17 protein-coding genes are annotated in these 18,141 nt (G+C 44.7%); 6 read left to right on the forward strand and 11 right to left on the reverse strand.

From position 1 onward, the window contains the following. The first annotated feature begins 215 nt into the window (after window positions 1-215). Window positions 216-1,493: a threonine ammonia-lyase IlvA gene (gene ilvA / locus WH95_RS00275; RefSeq protein WP_046501504.1), complete on the forward strand. Its 1,278-nt coding sequence runs from the start codon at window positions 216-218 to the stop codon at window positions 1,491-1,493. A gap of 55 nt (window positions 1,494-1,548) precedes the next feature. Here the strand turns inward: ilvA and WH95_RS00280 are convergent, their stop codons facing one another. The 6 genes from WH95_RS00280 to WH95_RS00305 form a co-directional block, all read right to left on the reverse strand. Next, window positions 1,549-2,277, reverse strand: coding sequence for a sulfite exporter TauE/SafE family protein (locus WH95_RS00280; RefSeq protein WP_046501506.1), 729 nt, complete (start codon window positions 2,275-2,277; stop codon window positions 1,549-1,551). A gap of 17 nt (window positions 2,278-2,294) precedes the next feature. Further along, the gene (locus tag WH95_RS00285) at window positions 2,295-3,575 is read right to left on the reverse strand and encodes a hypothetical protein (RefSeq protein ID WP_046501509.1); all 1,281 of its coding nucleotides are present in this window, start codon (window positions 3,573-3,575) and stop codon (window positions 2,295-2,297) included. Between the two features lie 74 nt (window positions 3,576-3,649). Continuing rightward, window positions 3,650-4,030, reverse strand: a complete 381-nt coding sequence (locus WH95_RS00290; protein WP_046501511.1) for a hypothetical protein — start codon at window positions 4,028-4,030, stop codon at window positions 3,650-3,652. A gap of 29 nt (window positions 4,031-4,059) precedes the next feature. Then, window positions 4,060-5,565: a tripartite tricarboxylate transporter permease gene (locus WH95_RS00295; protein ID WP_046501514.1), complete on the reverse strand. Its 1,506-nt coding sequence runs from the start codon at window positions 5,563-5,565 to the stop codon at window positions 4,060-4,062. A gap of 11 nt (window positions 5,566-5,576) precedes the next feature. After that, window positions 5,577-6,023 (reverse strand): tripartite tricarboxylate transporter TctB family protein, encoded by a 447-nt coding sequence (locus WH95_RS00300; protein ID WP_046501516.1) that lies wholly within the window; start codon window positions 6,021-6,023, stop codon window positions 5,577-5,579. Between the two features lie 26 nt (window positions 6,024-6,049). Beyond that, a complete protein-coding gene (locus WH95_RS00305; RefSeq protein ID WP_052741650.1) occupies window positions 6,050-7,027 on the reverse strand; it encodes a tripartite tricarboxylate transporter substrate binding protein in 978 nt (325 codons plus the stop codon). Window positions 7,028-7,186: 159 nt separating this feature from the next. Here WH95_RS00305 and WH95_RS00310 point away from each other — a divergent pair, with 159 nt between their 5' ends. The 5 genes from WH95_RS00310 (at window position 7,187) to WH95_RS00330 (ending at window position 13,323) form a co-directional block, all read left to right on the forward strand. Next, window positions 7,187-7,870, forward strand: a complete 684-nt coding sequence (locus WH95_RS00310; RefSeq protein ID WP_046501519.1) for a GntR family transcriptional regulator — start codon at window positions 7,187-7,189, stop codon at window positions 7,868-7,870. A 127-nt stretch (window positions 7,871-7,997) separates the two neighbouring features. Next, entirely contained in the window at window positions 7,998-9,884 is a 1,887-nt protein-coding gene (locus WH95_RS21765) for a calcium-binding protein (RefSeq protein ID WP_052741651.1), read from the forward strand. Window positions 9,885-9,951: 67 nt separating this feature from the next. Continuing rightward, window positions 9,952-11,391, forward strand: coding sequence for an RNA polymerase sigma factor (locus tag WH95_RS20215; protein WP_157845838.1), 1,440 nt, complete (start codon window positions 9,952-9,954; stop codon window positions 11,389-11,391). A gap of 143 nt (window positions 11,392-11,534) precedes the next feature. After that, complete coding sequence (locus tag WH95_RS00325) at window positions 11,535-11,993, forward strand: hypothetical protein (RefSeq protein ID WP_046501521.1); 459 nt, start codon at window positions 11,535-11,537, stop codon at window positions 11,991-11,993. 232 nt (window positions 11,994-12,225) lie between these two features. Next, window positions 12,226-13,323, forward strand: coding sequence for a heparan-alpha-glucosaminide N-acetyltransferase domain-containing protein (locus tag WH95_RS00330; protein ID WP_046501524.1), 1,098 nt, complete (start codon window positions 12,226-12,228; stop codon window positions 13,321-13,323). A gap of 35 nt (window positions 13,324-13,358) precedes the next feature. Here WH95_RS00330 and WH95_RS21400 read toward each other — a convergent pair whose 3' ends face one another. From WH95_RS21400 to dctP, 5 genes are all read right to left on the reverse strand, one after another. Then, complete coding sequence (locus WH95_RS21400) at window positions 13,359-13,535, reverse strand: hypothetical protein (RefSeq protein WP_204247633.1); 177 nt, start codon at window positions 13,533-13,535, stop codon at window positions 13,359-13,361. A 142-nt stretch (window positions 13,536-13,677) separates the two neighbouring features. Then, window positions 13,678-14,607: a glutaminase gene (locus WH95_RS00335; protein WP_046501526.1), complete on the reverse strand. Its 930-nt coding sequence runs from the start codon at window positions 14,605-14,607 to the stop codon at window positions 13,678-13,680. 356 nt (window positions 14,608-14,963) lie between these two features. Beyond that, window positions 14,964-16,277 (reverse strand): TRAP transporter large permease, encoded by a 1,314-nt coding sequence (locus WH95_RS00340; RefSeq protein WP_046501529.1) that lies wholly within the window; start codon window positions 16,275-16,277, stop codon window positions 14,964-14,966. Between the two features lie 2 nt (window positions 16,278-16,279). Continuing rightward, entirely contained in the window at window positions 16,280-16,807 is a 528-nt protein-coding gene (locus tag WH95_RS00345) for a TRAP transporter small permease (protein WP_046501531.1), read from the reverse strand. Between the two features lie 78 nt (window positions 16,808-16,885). Next, window positions 16,886-17,893 (reverse strand): TRAP transporter substrate-binding protein DctP, encoded by a 1,008-nt coding sequence (gene dctP, locus WH95_RS00350; RefSeq protein ID WP_046501533.1) that lies wholly within the window; start codon window positions 17,891-17,893, stop codon window positions 16,886-16,888. Between the last annotated feature and the right edge of the window lie 248 nt (window positions 17,894-18,141).

Consider the following 18,141-nt stretch of genomic DNA (forward strand, 5'->3'; position numbering starts at 1 on the left):
ACCCCAAAATACAATCCTTAGTGTAATATTAACCTCTATAACTAATACCTTTTTCTTGACGCTAAAACACTTTGGTGATTGAGAATAATCACCGTTAAAACCCAATGCCTTCACCGAACTGCCGCGAATGCATGAGAGCTATTCGCAAATGCCCTATACAAAAACCGGCAGAGCGACTATACAAATAGCTGTTGTTCTTCAAGGGTTAAGAGATAATGACTGCATTCAAGGGTTCCGTTCAGAAAGCGCGACAGAATATTTCCACTGTTTTTTCGGAAACACCGCTACAGCATAACCGCTTTCTATCGGATAAATATGACTGTAATGTTTATCTCAAACGCGAAGATTTGACCCCGGTCCGCAGTTATAAAATCCGTGGAGCCTTTAACTTTTTCAGCAAGGCGCTTGAGAAGGGGCATGGTACGGCGAAGGATCAACAATTTGCCGAGCAGCAATTTGTATGTGCTTCGGCTGGCAATCACGCACAGGGCTTTGCCTATACCTGTAACCATTTCAAAAAGCGCGGCACGGTCTTTATGCCAACCACGACGCCGCAGCAGAAAATTCACAAGACCCGCGCCTTTGGCGGTAAGTACATTGATGTAAAGCTGGTCGGGGATATCTTTGACGAGGCATATGAAGCCGCCCACAGGTTCACTGACGAAGAAGGCGCCTTTATGGTGCCACCCTTTGACCATCCCGATATCATCGAGGGACAGGCGACCATCGGGTTGGAAATTATGGACCAGTTGGATGGTGAGCCTCTGGATACCCTGATCATGCCAACAGGCGGCGGTGGTTTGGCGGCTGGCGTAACCCGGTATCTGAAAGAAGCATCACCAGCGACAGATTTCTGGTTTGTTGAACCCGAAGGCGCACCAAGCTTGAAGGAAAGCCTTGCCGCCGGAGAGCGGATCAAACTGGACAGCGTTGATAACTTTGTTGATGGCGCTGCCGTTGCCCTGATCGGGGAACATAACTTTGAGGCGCTCAAGGATTTTTCTGCGGATCGTGTTCTCCTGGCCCCCGAAGATCGCCTCTGCGCCACCATGATCACCATGCTTAATATCGAAGGCGTGGTGCTGGAACCCGCGGGTGCCCTGACCATTGATATTCTGCAATCTCTCGACCCCGAAAGTATCCGGGGCAAAAACGTTGTCTGTGTGACCTCTGGCGGGAACTTTGATTTTGAACGCCTGCCCGAAGTAAAAGAGCGTGCTTTAAGACATGCTGGCCTCAAAAAATACTTCATCCTTCGCATGCCCCAACGTCCCGGCGCGTTGAAAGACTTCCTCTTCCTGCTTGGCGATGAAGATGATATTTCTCGTTTCGAATACCTGAAAAAATCCGCCCGAAACTTTGGCTCTATCCTGATCGGCATCGAAACCAAAAACCCGAAGAACTTTGATACCCTGATGGAAAAATTCCACGAAAACGGCATCAAGTTTCAGGACATCACCAACAATGAAATTCTGGCTAATTTCTTGATTTGATTTATTAAAAAATAACCTTGTCTTAGTAGTAAGTAAAAAAACAGGAATTACATTCTTAAGACCACAAGCCCAATACGATCAAGTACCCCCCGACTAAAGTCGTTACGAACTTAAAGGCAGTTTGGAAAAATTTTTCTGGCATTTTTCGGACAAATACAACACCTACTGAAGTACCAAGAATCCCACATAACCCGAAAATTATAAGAATAGAAATGTACTTTAGGGGTAAAAATGCCAGCAGGGAAAAACCAATAACCTTAGTAAAATGTTGAAATGACATACACGCAGCATCGGTTCCCAAAATGGCTTCCCTATGTCCTCTTGATGCTGCTATATACGTAAAAACAGCGGGCCCTGTTGCTCCCACAAAAACGGTCAAAGCACCTGTAACTAATCCAATAATAATATCCAGATAAGATACAGCTTTGCCCCCAATAAAGTCCTTATAAGGAATATAATTATTAAAGAGAACAAAGCTGCCGATAACGACTAGTAAAATACCTTCGTCAATCTGAAAAAAAACAGCAATAGAAACGCTGGTGCCGATAATAGAACCAAGACAAAAGCGAAGAACAAAAAACCAATCAACCGACGATCTAAACTGATAAAACCGTGTCAGACTAGATGTGCCCGAAATAACAGCATGTACAGGTATAGAGAGTTGCGGAGGCAATAAAGATGCAACCAAAGCCAGTTGAATGCCGCCCGTTGGTCCAATAGCCGCATTAAAGGATGAGACAAGGAAAGTTCCTACTGCAATGATAACAATGACATGAATTTCCACCTCTCACCCCTCAATACCTAGCTATTCACCAGCTCTGAGACATCAATAATATAACGTTGGCGAGAGCCTTCATGAACAGAATCTATACAAACCTGCTGACAATCGGGGCTCCACCTTGGATGGAGATCGCAACGATTGTGTTTGCCAAGATCTGGTGGCGTATAAAAACTGCCAATATTATAGCGTTGATTATTCTCAACATCATACAAGATTAAGAAACGTTCATTCGTTACATCGTCAGGATATGTATCCGACAACAACCAACGACCATCTTTAGAAAATGTCATATGCCCATTTTCTGTCAGCTGCTCTTTGCCAATGACCTTAACTTGATTGGTTTTATCATCATAAAGGTGATAATGGATATTTCCCTTATGTGGGCCCCATACAATTACTGTATCGTCGTCTTTCCAAACAGGATGAGAAATTTGATATTCCGATTTTTCATAATCAAAAGTTCCCAAAGCATCAGGGTCAAAATCTTTTGCCAATTGTGGAATTGGGTGATCTGTACATTCCAATAATCGCAGATCGCTACCATCTTCATTGATGGTAAACAGTCGATGTAAAAAACAGAACTCATCTTCAACACGCTCTGTCCAGCGATGGATAAATAAAAACCGTGAAGAATTTGGACAAATTTCCAAATGTGTAACCCAATGAATTGCTTTATCCATAGAAGGTACATGACGGTAATTGAACAGGTCCTTTAAGCTAAGGATCAGCTTATAGCAACCTGTTTCAATATCCATACGCCAGATACCATCGTTTTCTGGTGCCAAAGGCAATTCAGGTTCCTGATGTGTTGCATTATAACCAATTGTACGATGTGTTTCTTGAAAGCGTGAATAATCAACAGATAATGCGTACTCACTATTAGGAGCCACAACATAAATAGGCAAAGGCAACTTTTTTTCTATACCAGTTTCCACATTATAAATAGTGGAACAAAAATCAGGGTAAACAGTCTCTTCACCGTCTTCGTTGCGTGTATTATAAATAATACTATGACCTTTATAGCCCTCTAACCATTGCAACTGACACCCCATTTGCCAATTCCATGTCGTAGTGGAACCAATAGGAATGTATTTATCACCGTCTTCCAAGTCAAAATACCCAACCTTTGCAACCTCTTTGCCAGTTAAATTCTGAGTCATCATCTGTACTTGGTTTGATAAAAAATATCTGCCAGTACGGTCCCATACATTTTTGTTATAATACCCAAAGAAATGATGTAGCTCCCCCTCTCCTACACGGCGAATAGGGCAGAAATGTTGAATGGCACTAACGTTGCTCATGAATAATCTTTCACTTTTCTTATGACAAAAAATATACACCTGCCAAATTCATGACAGGCGTATACTCAAATGGATTATTTGAAGCTTACAACCTCTTGGGCTAAAGGCGTAAAATCACTATCTGTCGCGATCAGGGTATAGTCACCCGCAGCAACTAATTTCTTTTTGACAAAACGGCCATAAGACCACGTCGTGACCCAATTACCTTCGTAGTCAGCTTTCGGCGCAGGGTCGACGGCATAAGTGATGTCACTTTCTACACCGTCTATTGTCCTAAAGACCAATGTCACATCTGAATTTGGAACAAATCCACTACCAGATAATTCAACTGTTCCCTTTTTATCAAGCGCCAGTGGTCCTTTGAAATTGATTTCAGGATCTGGGGTTGAAGTGGTTCCACAAGCACTAACCAATAAAGTACAGGCGAGAACACAAGCTGCAAAAAGTGATTTCATAATTTTCCTCTCTGTCCATAAAGACGTTATTAATCCTCAAGAATTTTAGATTTTTTGCGATGCTGTACGATGCCTTGATATAAGGCATAAAAACAAAGCAGCAGAATTACAAAAGAGATAGGACGCGTTACCAATTGAGTGGCAAAAGCAAAGACATCACCATGAACCAGCGCTAAGGATCTGGCTAATTCGCCTTCGGCCAATGTTCCCAATACCAAACCAAGTACGAGGGGAGCCCTGGGCACATTAAAGAGCTGAAAGATAAACCCAACGGCGCCGACAAAAAGCATAATCGCGATATCTTCAATCGAGCTACGAATAGAGTAAGCCCCCACGACTGCCAAAGTCATAATTATTGGCGCGAGAATTGGTCTCGGCACCTGAATGATGCGCACGCAGTATTTCGCAATAAATAATCCGATGGGCACGAACAAAAGGTTGGCAACAAACAAGCTGAGAATAAAACCATAGGTGATTTCAGCGTTCAGGGTAAAAAGTTCAGCACCAGGGCGTAAACCATGTATCATGATTCCCCCCAACAAAACCGCAGTCACTGGATTTCCCGGTATTCCAAGTGTGAGCAACGGAATCAATGTCCCCCCGGTTACAGCATTATTAGCTGTTTCACATGCTATAACGCCCTCAGGTGAACCATTACCAAACTCTTTTGGTTTCTTGGATATACGTTTAGCAGCATCATAGGACAAAAAGCCTCCGACACTGCACCCCACACCAGGTATAATCCCAACCACTATTCCGATTAAGCTAGAACGGAGTAGATTTATTTTCTGGCTTAGAACTTCTGGTAAAAATGTGAACGGATTGGAAGCGTCAGTATTGATAAGCGGGCGTTCAGACTGATTACGTTTAGTAACCATATCAATTACTTCAGGAATTGAATACAGTCCAATTAACGATACAACTAGAGGAATCCCATCATATAAAGAAGGTAATCCTAAGGTATAGCGCATCTCCCCTGTCAAAGGGTGATTACCGATAGTGCTCAGGATCAGACCAATTGCGCCAGCAATTAAGCCCTTTTCCATAGCGCCGGCGGATAAAGATGCAATAACTGTAATACCAAATACAGCAAGCAAGAAATATTCGGGAGAACCGAACATTAAAGAAAATTCTGCTAAGGGTGGGGCGATAAAAAGAAGAGCAACGACACTAATTAATCCACCAATACAAGACCCAAAAGTTGCCAAAGAAATTGCCCGTGTTGACTGTCCCCTCTTTGACATAGGATGCCCATCAAGCAACGTCGCGACCGCCGCCGAAGTACCAGGGATATTTAGTAGAATTGCACTAATTGAACCACTGTAAGTAGAAGAAAGATAAATCCCCCCCAGCATAGCCAATCCGACTTGTGGCGGCATTGAAAATGTTATCGGAATAAGCAATGCAACGCCCATCGTACTACTTAATCCCGGCAGAACCCCAATCATCACGCCACCGAGTACACCTGCGGCAATTGCAGCCAACATCGTTACGTCCGAGAGTGCTGATAATCCAAGCAAAATATTATCAAACATAACCTTCGCCCTTATTGCAAAAAGAGACTTTCAGGACGACTTACCGCCAAGAATTCAAAGAAAACACCGTAAAGAAGTGCTGTTACGCCGAGGCTAACACCACATATAATCAATAGATTTCGATACCCGAGATAAAAGATAAATCCGGCAATAAAAATTATTGTTGAAAGTTCAAAGTTGATAATTTGGATACCAACGGCATAGAGCGCAATGCCCGTAAAGACACTAAGACCAGCTAGAGTTTGGTCTTTTATCCCGTCAACCACAGCGCTTTCGTCCTTACCTGAAGCTGACTTAAGGCGGACTAAAAGAAGCAATGCTACCGCAGCAATGAATGCCGAAAGGAGACGTGGAAAATATGACGATTCATAAGAATACTGAAAAGCCACAATCCCACTGGTGATAGCAAAAACTATCATCAATAAAGAAAACAATTTATCCATAAAGTCTTGGCGCATCACGTACTCCTTTCAGGCTTTCTCTACTATTTTAATAATGAAATATAGCTCTCGACAGATTCAGCAGCCGTTTTGAGATAGGCATCAAAATCTTTTGCATTCATATAATGTAGCGGTAAGCCCATTTTATCTGCATGCGCTATGAATTCAGGATCTTTCATCACTTTTGCAAATGCAGCTTCAATGATTTTTTTACGGGCAGGATCCATCCCCTTAGGAACAGCAACACCACGCATTGAAGCACCTATTGACGGCACATCAACACCAGACGCTTCTTTAATGGTTGGTACATCGGGAAGGTATTTATACCGCGCATCAGCAAAGACAGCTAAGGCACGTAGCCGACCATTCTGTATGTGGCTTGTGGCAGAACTCGCTGATGGGACAGAAGCAACAACCTGATCACCTAACGTTGCCGTAATCGCAGGTCCAGAGCCGTTGAATGAAACAAAATTCACATCGATCCCCAGTTTGTCCTCAGCAACAACAACTTGCAACTGGTTGTTAGATTGAGGCCCATCACCACCAACATTAACATTACCAGGGTTCTTTTTTACCGCATCCATAAACTCTTCAAATGTTTGATAAGGACTATCGGCCTTGACCGTCAGGACAACAGGGTCCAGTTGAATATTTGCGATAGCCTCATAATCTGACATCTCATACGGCACATTATCTCGCAACATTTTGACCATAAAAATCGACGGAATATTAATAAATCCAATTTTGTAGCCGTCATTCTTAGCGTTCGCTAATGCCGTAAAGCCAATTTGACCACCTGCGCCAGGTTTGTTTTGGATAATAAGCCTTTGTCCCAAGTGAGGTTGAACATATTTAGCAATTACGCGTGCTGCGGTATCAGTCCCACCACCGGGTGAATAAGCGACAATCATTGCCAAAGGCTTTTTCGGAAAATCATCCGCTTTTAGTTCAAAAGTCGGGAGTATTGTTGATACAGCCGCCAAAGCAAAGGCTAAGGCGACAACTTTGATTCTACCATTCATTGGAAAGGAACCTCCTGCTAAATTTTAACGGCCCTTTTTAGGGGAGCTTAATTATGTACTTAATTGTATACATTTTAGTACATATGAGTCAACATATTGCAAAATAAGTTCATCTAGCGTAACTTCCATTTTTGAAAACAATAAGTTAACGTAACTATTATGAACGATAAAAATAACAAAATTGAAGAGAGCAAAAATGCTCAACCCTCACTGGGTGAATATGTTTACCAAGAAGTACTTCAGGCCATTCGCGACGGACAATACCATCCCGGAGAGCGTATCCGAGAATCAGAATTTACAAAGTCTTTAAATGTTAGCCGAACACCTGTTCGTGAGGCTTTTCGTAGATTACAGTCCGAAGGGCGCTTGACGTTTGAACCTCAAAGAGGCGCCATCGTTGCAGAACTAAACCCGCAAGAAGTTGCCGAATTATATGCCCTACGCGAAGAACTAGAAGGTATCGCGGCACGCTTCGCCGCTCAGCATGCCTCAGATATGGAAATAGCGAATATGGAGTATATCTTGGAAAAGGGTCGAGAGGCAAAAGACCCCAGAGATTTAAATCAAATCAACTGGGAACTTCATCATGCAATCTATAATGCGGCTCATAATCGCTTTTTAATTAAAGCTTTTGAAGCAATTTCTGACTCGATGGCTCTTCTGCGTGGAGTGAAATATCTTCCTTCAGACAGACCAAATCCACTTTATGAAGAACACCAACGCATAATTGAAGAAATAAAAAATCGCAACCCAGAAGCGGCTGAAAAAGCAGCTCAACAACATATAAAGCGCGCTTTTCAAATCCATTTAGAAACATCGTTTCAAAACAGAACGGCCAAATAAGAGGAGTTAACTCTGCTCTCTACAAAAAATAATTAAAAAAAAATGGAATAAAAAGAAATCCGGGCTGTAGTCCTAGTAACTTTCGAATTTGTTTGCTTGTCAGACAACGATTTTACGGGAAAAAGCTATGACGACACGCCTTGAAAAAAATTCTGCACTCGCCCCAGAAACAAACACACAGACAAACGCTGTTTCACCAGAGCTTGATGCAAGTTTAAATCACCTGATCAAGCCAGATACCTTGACCCCAGATACCCTTACCAGCGACATGATGCCTTCCGGGGCTTCTGTTAGCGCGGATGATACCCTGGTGGAATTCGCCAGTGCTTTGGGTAATCCCGAATACTTTGCCGAGATCATTGCCGCGCTTTCTGAAGAAGAGAAAGAAGAGCTTGCCCGGATATTGGATCAGGCCCCCATCGAGACGGCAGCGGGGGATGCCGTAGCACTCGTTGGGGGCGGGGGCAGTCAATACAGCGATGATTTGGGAAACGCAATCGACCTGTTGGAACGACAGGGCGTGATTGATCCAACAGAACTCGCATTTGGATTAATAGCAAATCAACCAGACACTACGGATCGTGGCAATACAAGTAATTTGAGCACCCCACCTGCTCCTTTTTTAAGCCTGTCCCTTGATCTATTGCCCTACTCGGTTCGGGATCAGGGAACTTTTGGTAATCAGCCAATCACACTCCGGGGTGGTGACGGGAACGATGTTCTTGTTGATAGCGGTGTTATTGTTGGTGACGGTGCGAACAATGTGTATCAAATCAGCTTTGCACACAACCTGTCGCCAACAGACACCATTCTGTTACAGGGTTTCCCCGCGGGAACAGTTCTAAATCAGGGCACAATGGTTCCCGGTAGCAACGGAACCGCATGGGAAGTGACGGCGCCCTTCTCGTCCATTATCTTCTCTGCCGATAATTCCTGGGCAGCAGGTTACTATAATATTCAGGCAACCAGCGGCGGATTGTCATCATCCGTCACAATCACGCACCAAACCTCTACGTCTTTTGGGGATGATCAAATCACCGGACTTGCCACCGACGACACGATCTTTGGCGATGGTGCTTTCCTGAATAATGTTGTGACAGGTGATGATGTGATCAACGGCGGCGGTGGAAACGACCGCCTGCATGGTGACAGTAATTATTTGACAAGCTCCGTAGGAGGTGACGATACGGTTTCAGGCGGTAGTGGAGACGATATCATCTTTGGTGACGCCAGTGTTATCAACAATTCAGTCTGTGGCAATGACACCGTTTACGGCGGTGACGGGAACGATACCATCTATGGTGATGGCAGTTCGCTGAATGATTCAAGCGGTGGCGATGACACGCTTCACGGCGGGAATGGTAATGATCTTATCATTGGTGACAGTAATAGCCTGAATACTTATTCGAGCACCTTATCCCTGTCCGGCGGGAACGATACCATCTATGGCGGCGCCGGCAATGATACAATTATGGGAGACGCAAGTTTTCAATCGGGCTATATTTCAGGCTTCGGGTTTAACTTTGCCCAAGGAGGCGACGACATTATCGACGGTGGTGATGGCGACGATATTATCTATGGTGACAGCCATACCTATGCAATGAGCAGCGGTTACGGTGTCGGTGGCGACGATGTCATTACGGGAGGGCGCGGAAACGACACCATGTACGGTCTTGATGGCAATGACCGCTTTGTATTTCGTCAGGCAGATATTGCCACCAATGGTCCAGTAGAGACAGATACCATCAAGGACTTTAAGTTTGATGATGTTCTTGACCTTGGTGATTTGTTGAACACCGCAGAAACCGCATCGAACCTGGACCAGTATCTGGATTTCATTCAGGGAACAAACGGTGTTAGCATTCACATCGACAGCAACCTGGATGGAACCATAGATCACACCATTGTTCTTGAAAACCATTCACTCTCGACCCTTGGTGGATCAGCTGGGACGTCTGATAATGATATTCTGACCAATATGCTGAACCAGAATAGTCTTGATACTTTGGCCTAGAGAGGTATGGTGCAATTGTTATTTTACTACCAGAAGATGTTATTCAATCTGTGTAATGGCTAGCCCCATGCAGATACAATTAGACACAACAACAGTAACAGGTCCCAAGCAATTGAATTTTGAGCAAAAACTAGAAAGCTCTATGCCAAAGCTTAAACGCTATGCCAGGTATCTAACAAAAGATGACGAGCTTGCTTCGGACCTGTTTCAGGAAACCTATGGCCGCGCCCATGCCAAACAGCATCTTTATGACGATGCATATGAAATGGAACAGTGGCTGTTTCCTATTATGAAGAACCTCTGGATCAATCAGATCAAACGGCGGCAAAAGGAACTGCAGTCACAAACAGAAATCGAAAATGACAGCATCCAGAACAACATCTGTTTTGCCAAAGAGATAGAGCACCGATCCCTTTTGAACCGCGTGCAGGATGTTCTTAAAAACCTGCCGCAAAAGGATCAGGAAGTTCTGGAACAGATTGTGTCTTTTGGCCATAGCTATGAAGAAGCAGCGAAAAGCCTTTCCGTGCCAATCGGTACCGTGATGAGCCGCTTGTCACGCGCACGAAAACGCCTGAAAGAGAAACTACAGCTTGGCGAAGAGTTTATCTTTATGTTCATTCCCCCCGTGTTTTACGCACAGGAGGATACAGACAATACGGCTGATATACTTCTAAAAGATTTTAACCCGTCACAGGATCAAGACGAAACATCAAAAGATTCTGCCCCAAGTGCTGCTGTCATAACCTCAAATTCAAAACGTCAGGGATGGCAAAACAAATCTGATCTCTTGTCACTGTATTATAAAAAGCGTCAAAAGAATAAACAACACGATCCCTATGACTATCAGCTACATGCTGCCTTTGTTATTCTGGGGGTCGAAGGTCTTTTTGAAACACTTCCAGTGGTCAGAGGTCAGGAAGATCAGGCGCTTATAAACGGCCTGTCAAGTGATCCACAACCAGAAGACACACGAACACAGCTTTCAAAAATTCAGGAAACAGACATTCGTGCCGATCAGAATAACGATCCGTCACTTATGGAAAGCACCCAATATCTCAACCTTTTGGATGAAGAACACAATGATCCTCTGGCGTCCCTTATCATCACAGGGACAACAGAAGAAAATTTGTTGCATCTAGAAGATACCAACAGCCAAAATGGACAGTCCTATCACCAAAGTATTGGTACCATACTGGAGTTACTAAACACTCAGGGTGTGTTGGACCCGACGGAAATCTTAAGCACAGCGGCACAAGTTGACGGGACAGAAACCCGGTCCGAAGAAACCCATCTATTATCGGACGAAGCGACAACGTCCGTTATTCCCATAAGTGATATACTGGGATCAGGCTCGTCCCCTGTTTTTACAGATCCCCAGTCTGGGACAAATACCAGTAGCGATGGCTTTGTTATTGTCACCACTTCTGGCGGAGGAAGCATTCTGGAAACAGTCTTGAACGACGACCCTACTCTAGGCGGAGGTCCAGTACTTCCCATTATATAACCAATTTTCATAAACAGCCTCTCAAGTACCGTTTAAGAAAACCCCTTAAACACAAGATCCCCGATCTTTGTGAACGGGATAACTCTGTTCAAAATCCAAAGATCAAACAATAAACCCTCACTTTTTTAGTTATGGATAACAAAATGAAAACAGTAACTTATATCGCACTTGGCGCATTGATCACACTAAGCCAGCCAGCAATGGCCGACCCATCAATCAACAACATGCAAGGTTGTCAGGCCCTGATCGATTTTATCGACGCCAAGCTAGGGCAAACATCGTATGATTCATCTGATGTTGCCAAGGTTCAAAATGGTCTAGGTGCCTATAACAGCTATATACAAAACGAGATTATTACCCCCGGCCTGTTGAAGTTCAGCAACGGTGATCAGGGTAAAGCCGCCAAGTTACAGGAACAGGTCGATGCTTTTAAAAGCCAGGTTGTAGCTGGGTATAACAAAAAATACCCGCAAGACCGTATCTTTATGGATCATGTCGTCGCCCTGAATAACTGTACACAACAGGCTGTTCCAAAAGGCGCAGATCTGGAAGCCCTGAAAACATCTATGGAAACAATGGTTACATTGGCTCAATCAGGATAACCGGATAAGCATCTGGTTTTAAAATGATAAAAGCAGTCGTGCAAACGGCTGCTTTTTTCGTTTCATAAATAATAAGCTAACAAACAGCACAGATAGCCTTCATATTAGTCACTTGTCAGTAATCTGTCAGCTTGCGTCGCGTATGACCTAATTCATAATACCCATAGAATTGTTCTGTATAACAAATCGACCGCCGGGTATTAATGAAAAGGTCACGACACAGGAAAGATTTATGACAACGTCTGCACGTCTGGAAGGTTTGGATTTTGCCCGCTTTATCGCCTTTGTTGGCATGGTTCTGGTCAATTTCACTGTTGCCATGGGGGCGGAAGGCCAAGGATCTTTTCTGGCGACAACTTTTGTCGGTGCTTTGGAAGGGCGTGCTGCGGCAACCTTTGTTGTCCTCGCGGGTATCGGCCTTGGTTTGACAGCAAACAAAGCCGCAAAAAATCAAGAATTTAATCACGACTTTAATGATCACCTGGTTTGGCTCACCACGAAACGGGCATTATTCCTGCTTGTTCTGGGCCTTTTGAACAGCCTGATTTTTGATGCCGATATTCTGCATTACTACGCGCTCTATTTCTTTTTTGGTGTCTTTTTTATCCGCATGAGCGCCAGGGGATTGATCAGCTCTATTATCGCCCTGCTCGTGGGTTTTGTGATTATGTTATTTACCCTGGACTACGATGTGGGGTGGGATTGGAAAACCTACACCTATAAAAATTTCTGGACCCTGGAAGGCTTTATCTGCAACCTGTTTTTTAATGGTTGGCACCCCGTTGTTCCCTGGTTGGCCTTCTTTCTGTTCGGCATTTTTCTCAGCCGTTTGTCCCTTAACCAGATCCAGGCGCAACGACAGCTATTTATCTTTGGGCTAATCGCCCTGCTAACTGTCGAGGGACTATCCCTTATGACCCTCGCCTTGTTAACCGGGGCAGAACAGGATTTGCTTGATATCGCAACGACAGAGCCCCTGCCGCCGATGCCCTATTATATGATTGCCGGTATGGCAAGCGCCTGTATGGTTCTTGCCTTTAGCCTATGGATCAGTTCAAAGGCCGCTGGCTTGTCCAAAACAGTCGGGTTCAGGCTTTGTAATAATATAGGCAGACAAACACTGACCCTATATGTTGCCCATATACTTCTAGGCATGGGAACACTGGAAGCATTAGGACTTCTTGATGGACAAAATACATCTGGAACCACAGATGATGCAGTTCTTGCCTCGGGAATTTTCATCCTCGTTACTGCCCTTTATGTTTGGGCATATACCAAGTTCTTCACACGTGGCCCGATCGAAAATCTGATGCGTATCATCGCCGGATAAAGACGAAGGCAAGGCAAATATTTCTGGCCGATAGATCACGCGACGTCCTGAAATGCATAGAAAGCGATGGTCCCCGTTACGATCCCCCAGACACACATATTGATAAAAGATCGCAGAATACCGCCGTCCTCTTCGATACTGATCCCCAGTTTCTGTACGACAATATTTCCGGGGAAAAGAAACGCGGCTTCAAGCCAGTGTAACACAGCCATAAAACACTCCTTATAAACATTCATTTAATATATATGTTTATAAATAAACCAGACAAAGTCAATTCTAAAACCATCGTGAGACTTTAGGACGCAGCTAAATCCGGTTTATGTGCAAACCAGATGACACCAAAAAATGATGTGATTAAAAAATCGAAAGATCCGTTTTGGTCGTGAACAATTCCAAGGCTTTGCCGCCGACCAATGAATTGCCATAGCGGTCGAGTTCCGGGGACCAGACAGCAACCGAAAATTCCTTTGGCAAGACCGCAATAATACCACCGCCAACACCACTTTTGGCTGGTAAACCAACAGTATAGGCAAAAGACCCCACAGCATCATAAAGCCCACATGTCAGCAACAAAGCATTGATCCGCTTTGCATCCCGGCCTCTCATAACCTGTTCATCCGCAATGGGTGAATAACCACCGCAAACCAGCGGCATAGCCGCACGGGCAAGGTCCAAACAGGACGTCGTCAGGGCGCATTGTCTGAAATATACATCCAGAAGATCCGGGATCGGGGTGTTAATATTGCCAAAGCTACACATCAAGTTTGCCAAGGCAGCGTTTCGATAACCGCATTCTTTTTCCGATATGGCAACCTCTTCATCCGGTCGGTTTTCTTCATTGCCCGATAACATTCTATAATAATCAACGATCCGGCGAGAAGCATCGGCGGATCGGCCCGCGAGTATATCGGTTACAACAATAGCACCCGCATTGATAAAGGGGTTACGGGGAATGCCCTGTTCATATTCCAGCTGAACCAATGAATTGAAAGCAGTTCCCGACGGTTCGCGCCCAACACGTGACCATATATCTTCGTCACCAAGCCCAAGAACCTGCATCAAGGTAAAAAGCTTTGAAATAGACTGGATGGAAAAATCTTCCTCTGCATCCCCCACCACAAATTCTTGCCCCGCAGCAGTACGGACAGCCATACCAAACTTGTCACCAGGTACATTCGCCAAAGCCGGAATATAATCGGCCTGTTTACCCTGTCCAAAAAAAGGTTGGATTTCTTGTCTTATCTCGGTGAGGATTTGAGGAAAATCAATAGTATCAACAGTCATATAGTAGCCTGATCCCTAAACTAGAGTTACATCACACCAAGTTTAATGGTGCGAACAGAGCTGTGAACGGGCAAATCAATAAAGAAGATAGATTTCTTTGCAACCCATTTGTTTGATTTTATGATCTCATCCCAGAACAATATTCTAAAAAATACCTTATAGAGATAACAGGCCTTATTTCCCACTGCCCCGTTCTTCTTATAGGTTCTGGCCGCGTTGCCATATCACCATTTAGCCATATCAACGAGAAAGCCCCACAACCTAAAGCCCGGTAATTACGCCTGAATATAAAAAATCGGCTGTCCAATGTGGATCAGCCGATTTTTATCACCATTCCGCAAAAAGCAGGTTCGCTGTTATGTTCCACCCATCAGATAATTGGGTAGCCATGTTGCAATCTCGGGGAAGACACAAAGAATAGCGATGGCCAAAACCATACAGAGCATAAAGGGAAGTGCCCCTTTGAGAATGGTGGGGAGCGATACATCCGGCACAATGCCGTTGATCACATAAAGATTAAGACCCACAGGTGGTGTAATCAGTCCGATTTCCATATTGATGGTAAAGACAACTGCAAACCAATAGGGATCAAATCCAGCCTGAATAATAATTGGCAACAGGATCGGTGCGGTCATCAAAATCACCGCAACAGGTGGCAGGAAAAACCCGGCAACCAGTAAAAACAAATTGATAATAATCAGAAGCTGCCATTTTCCGATATCCAGACTGGCGATATATTCCGCCACCGATTGCGTCACAAAAAGGGACGAAAGGGTGTAGCTGAAAAGAGCAGATGCCCCGATAATCATCAGGATCATCACAGACTCTTTCATGGAATCAGACAGGATCGCCCAAATTTTTCGCGGCTGCCACATGCCGTATATCACGACAACCAGAACCAGACAGAAAAGTGCCCCCACACCCGCCGCTTCTGACGGTGTAGCTACCCCGCCATAGAGCACATAAAGCACCCCAACGATGATCACGAGAAAAGGAAAAACCCGGGGCAAAACTTCAAACTTTTCTCGCCAGCTATATCCACCGATCTGATCTTTAAAGCTGTAACCATTCCGCCATGCTGTATAGAGTGACCAGCACATAAACAGAACGGTTAGAAGCAATCCCGGTAACAGCCCGGCAAGGAACAAACGGCCAATCGATGTTTCCGTCGCAATACCATAGACAATCATCGTAATTGACGGCGGAATAAGAATTCCAAGGGTTCCCCCGGCCGCAATAGATCCCGTGGCCAGGCCATCCGGGTATCCCCGTTTGCGCATTTCTGGAATGCCCATTTTCCCAATCGCGGCACAGGTCGCAGGTGATGACCCACTCAAGGCCGCAAAAATAGAACAGGCCCCGATATTAGAGATAATCAAGCCACCCGGTACACGATTAAGCCAACGATCAAGCGCAGCGTATAGATCTTTCCCCGCGGGGGAAGAAGCAACCGCAGCCCCCATAACAATAAACATGGGAATGGAAACCAACGCAAATTCAGCCAATCCGGAAAAGAAAGTTTCCGCCACAACATCAAGCGAGCCAAAGCCCTCGAAAGCAACCAGAAAAACAACCGCGACCAGCCCAAGACCAAAGGCAACAGGAATGCCAGATGAGAGGACAAAAATCGTCGCAATCGCAACCAAGACACCAATATAAAGTGGATCCATGACTATTCCCCCTCAAATGAACTATGGCTGTCCATCACAAAGGGCATTTCCCGCCCACTCAATAGGGCCAAAATATCTGCGACATATTGCAAAGACAATAAACCGATCCCAACAGGAAGGGATAGATAGGGTATCCACAAAGGAAGTTCCCAAATCGTATCTGTTACCCACCCGCCTTCCAAAGCCTCGGCAAAGAGTTCATACCCCTTCCAGGTCAACAAAACGGTAAAGATCAAACCACAGATACTGGCAACAAAGGCCAGGATTTTTCGAGCTGGCAAGCTTAAATAGTGCGGCAATAAATCGACATTCACGTGCCCCTTGATCAACAGGACATAAGGGCTGCCGATCAGTGTGGCAGCAACCAGTGCATAGGTCACATAGTCAGTCTGCCAAACGGTAGATTCCTGTAGGAAGTAACGTAGTACCACCATCTGACAAACAACGACAATCGCCGAAGCAATAAGAACAGAAGCAAATACGCCACATACACGAGAGAGTTGACGCACGAGATCAATAAAAAAATTCATACTGAACGGACCAAACGAAAGAGCAAATCTATGCAAGGAAGATGCCTTACAGATACCTGCAAGGCATCAATACCTGCCTTATTCAACGGCGAGAGCTTTGTTGATTAACTCTTCCCCGCCTTTTACTTTTTCAGCAAAGGCCTTGTACGATGTCTCCTTGGCAATTTCGAGCCAGGCAGCAGCATCTTCGTTACTCATGGTTACCACTTCGACCCCAGCGCCTTCGTATGCCTCTACCAATTTCGTATCCAACCCTTTGGCTGCATCTAGGAAGAAATCTTCAGATTTCTTACCCGCAGCCATCAAAGCATCTTGCTGCTCTTTGTTAAGCTTGTTCCAGCTTTTCTTGGACATAAGCAACGGCTCGTACATGAACCACAACGCGTTATCCCCCGGCGCGGTCAAGCACTTAACCTGTTCATAAATACGATAGGAAACAAAGCTTCCTGAACTGGTGTTGGCCGCATCAAGTACACCCGTCTGCATGGCAGAATAAATTTCTGAACTTGGCATAGAGGCAATTGAGGCCCCGGCCCCAACAAGCATCTGTTCAAATGATTTACCCGCGGCACGGGTTACCTGGCCCTTCATGGTATCCGGCCCCAAAATACATTGTTTTTTAGAGGCAAACCCGCCAGCCAACCAAGCATCTGCAAGAACCACGACACCCGCATCATCGATGATTTTTTTGATATCATCCATGAAAGGTGATTTGTTCAAACGTGTCGCATGGTCATGATTTTTGACAAGGCCCGGCATATTGGTTGCGTTAAATTCCGGGTGACGTCCCGCCGCATAAGCCAAAGGGAAAGCAGAAATATCCAGCTGTCCCTTTACCATCGCTCCCCATTGTTCTTTGGGCTTAAAGAGTGCCTTGCCCGGATAAACCTTTATATCCAGACCAACATTGGCTGCATTGACTTCACGCGCGATGATCTGAACCATTTCATCACGGACGTCCCCTTTTCCACCGGGCCATTGGTGCGAAGCTTTCAAGCTTTTTGCCATTGCTGTTTCAGCAAATAACCCACCTGTCAGCACAAAGCTGCCCAGCGCCAAGCCCAGCGCTTTTTTTGAAATTTTCATTGGTAGTCTCCCTGTTTTAGGTCAATTAGTCCCCAAAACCAGAGGATATGACCCGTTGTTTTTTTAGAATTCCAACTTCAATTCTGAACACAATAAGCCAGCTTGGAAATACAAGTCAATAATTCTTGTATACAATATTTATATTTAAATATACAAAATATCCTGTATTATAATTTTCAATTCTTTTGCTTTTAAGAGATAAATTCTGTCTAAAGGCAATAGAGCAAAAACAATAAGGTATCAGGAGT

The sequence above is a fragment of the Kiloniella litopenaei genome, from assembly GCF_000982415.1.
GTDB lineage: Bacteria > Pseudomonadota > Alphaproteobacteria > Kiloniellales > Kiloniellaceae > Kiloniella > Kiloniella litopenaei.

Excerpts from the sequence above, each read along its gene's own strand:
- WH95_RS00285 (WP_046501509.1), bottom strand. The coding sequence starts at position 3,575 with ATGAGCAACGTTAGTGCCATTCAACATTTCTGCCCTATTCGCCGTGTA.
- WH95_RS00295 (WP_046501514.1), bottom strand. The coding sequence starts at position 5,565 with ATGTTTGATAATATTTTGCTTGGATTATCAGCACTCTCGGACGTAACG.
- WH95_RS00345 (WP_046501531.1), bottom strand. The coding sequence starts at position 16,807 with ATGAATTTTTTTATTGATCTCGTGCGTCAACTCTCTCGTGTATGTGGC.
- WH95_RS21765 (WP_052741651.1), top strand. The coding sequence starts at position 7,998 with ATGACGACACGCCTTGAAAAAAATTCTGCACTCGCCCCAGAAACAAAC.
- WH95_RS20215 (WP_157845838.1), top strand. The coding sequence starts at position 9,952 with ATGCAGATACAATTAGACACAACAACAGTAACAGGTCCCAAGCAATTG.
- WH95_RS00335 (WP_046501526.1), bottom strand. The coding sequence starts at position 14,607 with ATGACTGTTGATACTATTGATTTTCCTCAAATCCTCACCGAGATAAGA.
- WH95_RS00325 (WP_046501521.1), top strand. The coding sequence starts at position 11,535 with ATGAAAACAGTAACTTATATCGCACTTGGCGCATTGATCACACTAAGC.
- ilvA (WP_046501504.1), top strand. The coding sequence starts at position 216 with ATGACTGCATTCAAGGGTTCCGTTCAGAAAGCGCGACAGAATATTTCC.
- WH95_RS00300 (WP_046501516.1), bottom strand. The coding sequence starts at position 6,023 with ATGCGCCAAGACTTTATGGATAAATTGTTTTCTTTATTGATGATAGTT.
- WH95_RS00305 (WP_052741650.1), bottom strand. The coding sequence starts at position 7,027 with ATGAATGGTAGAATCAAAGTTGTCGCCTTAGCCTTTGCTTTGGCGGCT.
- WH95_RS21400 (WP_204247633.1), bottom strand. The coding sequence starts at position 13,535 with ATGGCTGTGTTACACTGGCTTGAAGCCGCGTTTCTTTTCCCCGGAAAT.
- WH95_RS00310 (WP_046501519.1), top strand. The coding sequence starts at position 7,187 with ATGAACGATAAAAATAACAAAATTGAAGAGAGCAAAAATGCTCAACCC.
- WH95_RS00290 (WP_046501511.1), bottom strand. The coding sequence starts at position 4,030 with ATGAAATCACTTTTTGCAGCTTGTGTTCTCGCCTGTACTTTATTGGTT.
- WH95_RS00330 (WP_046501524.1), top strand. The coding sequence starts at position 12,226 with ATGACAACGTCTGCACGTCTGGAAGGTTTGGATTTTGCCCGCTTTATC.
- dctP (WP_046501533.1), bottom strand. The coding sequence starts at position 17,893 with ATGAAAATTTCAAAAAAAGCGCTGGGCTTGGCGCTGGGCAGCTTTGTG.
- WH95_RS00340 (WP_046501529.1), bottom strand. The coding sequence starts at position 16,277 with ATGGATCCACTTTATATTGGTGTCTTGGTTGCGATTGCGACGATTTTT.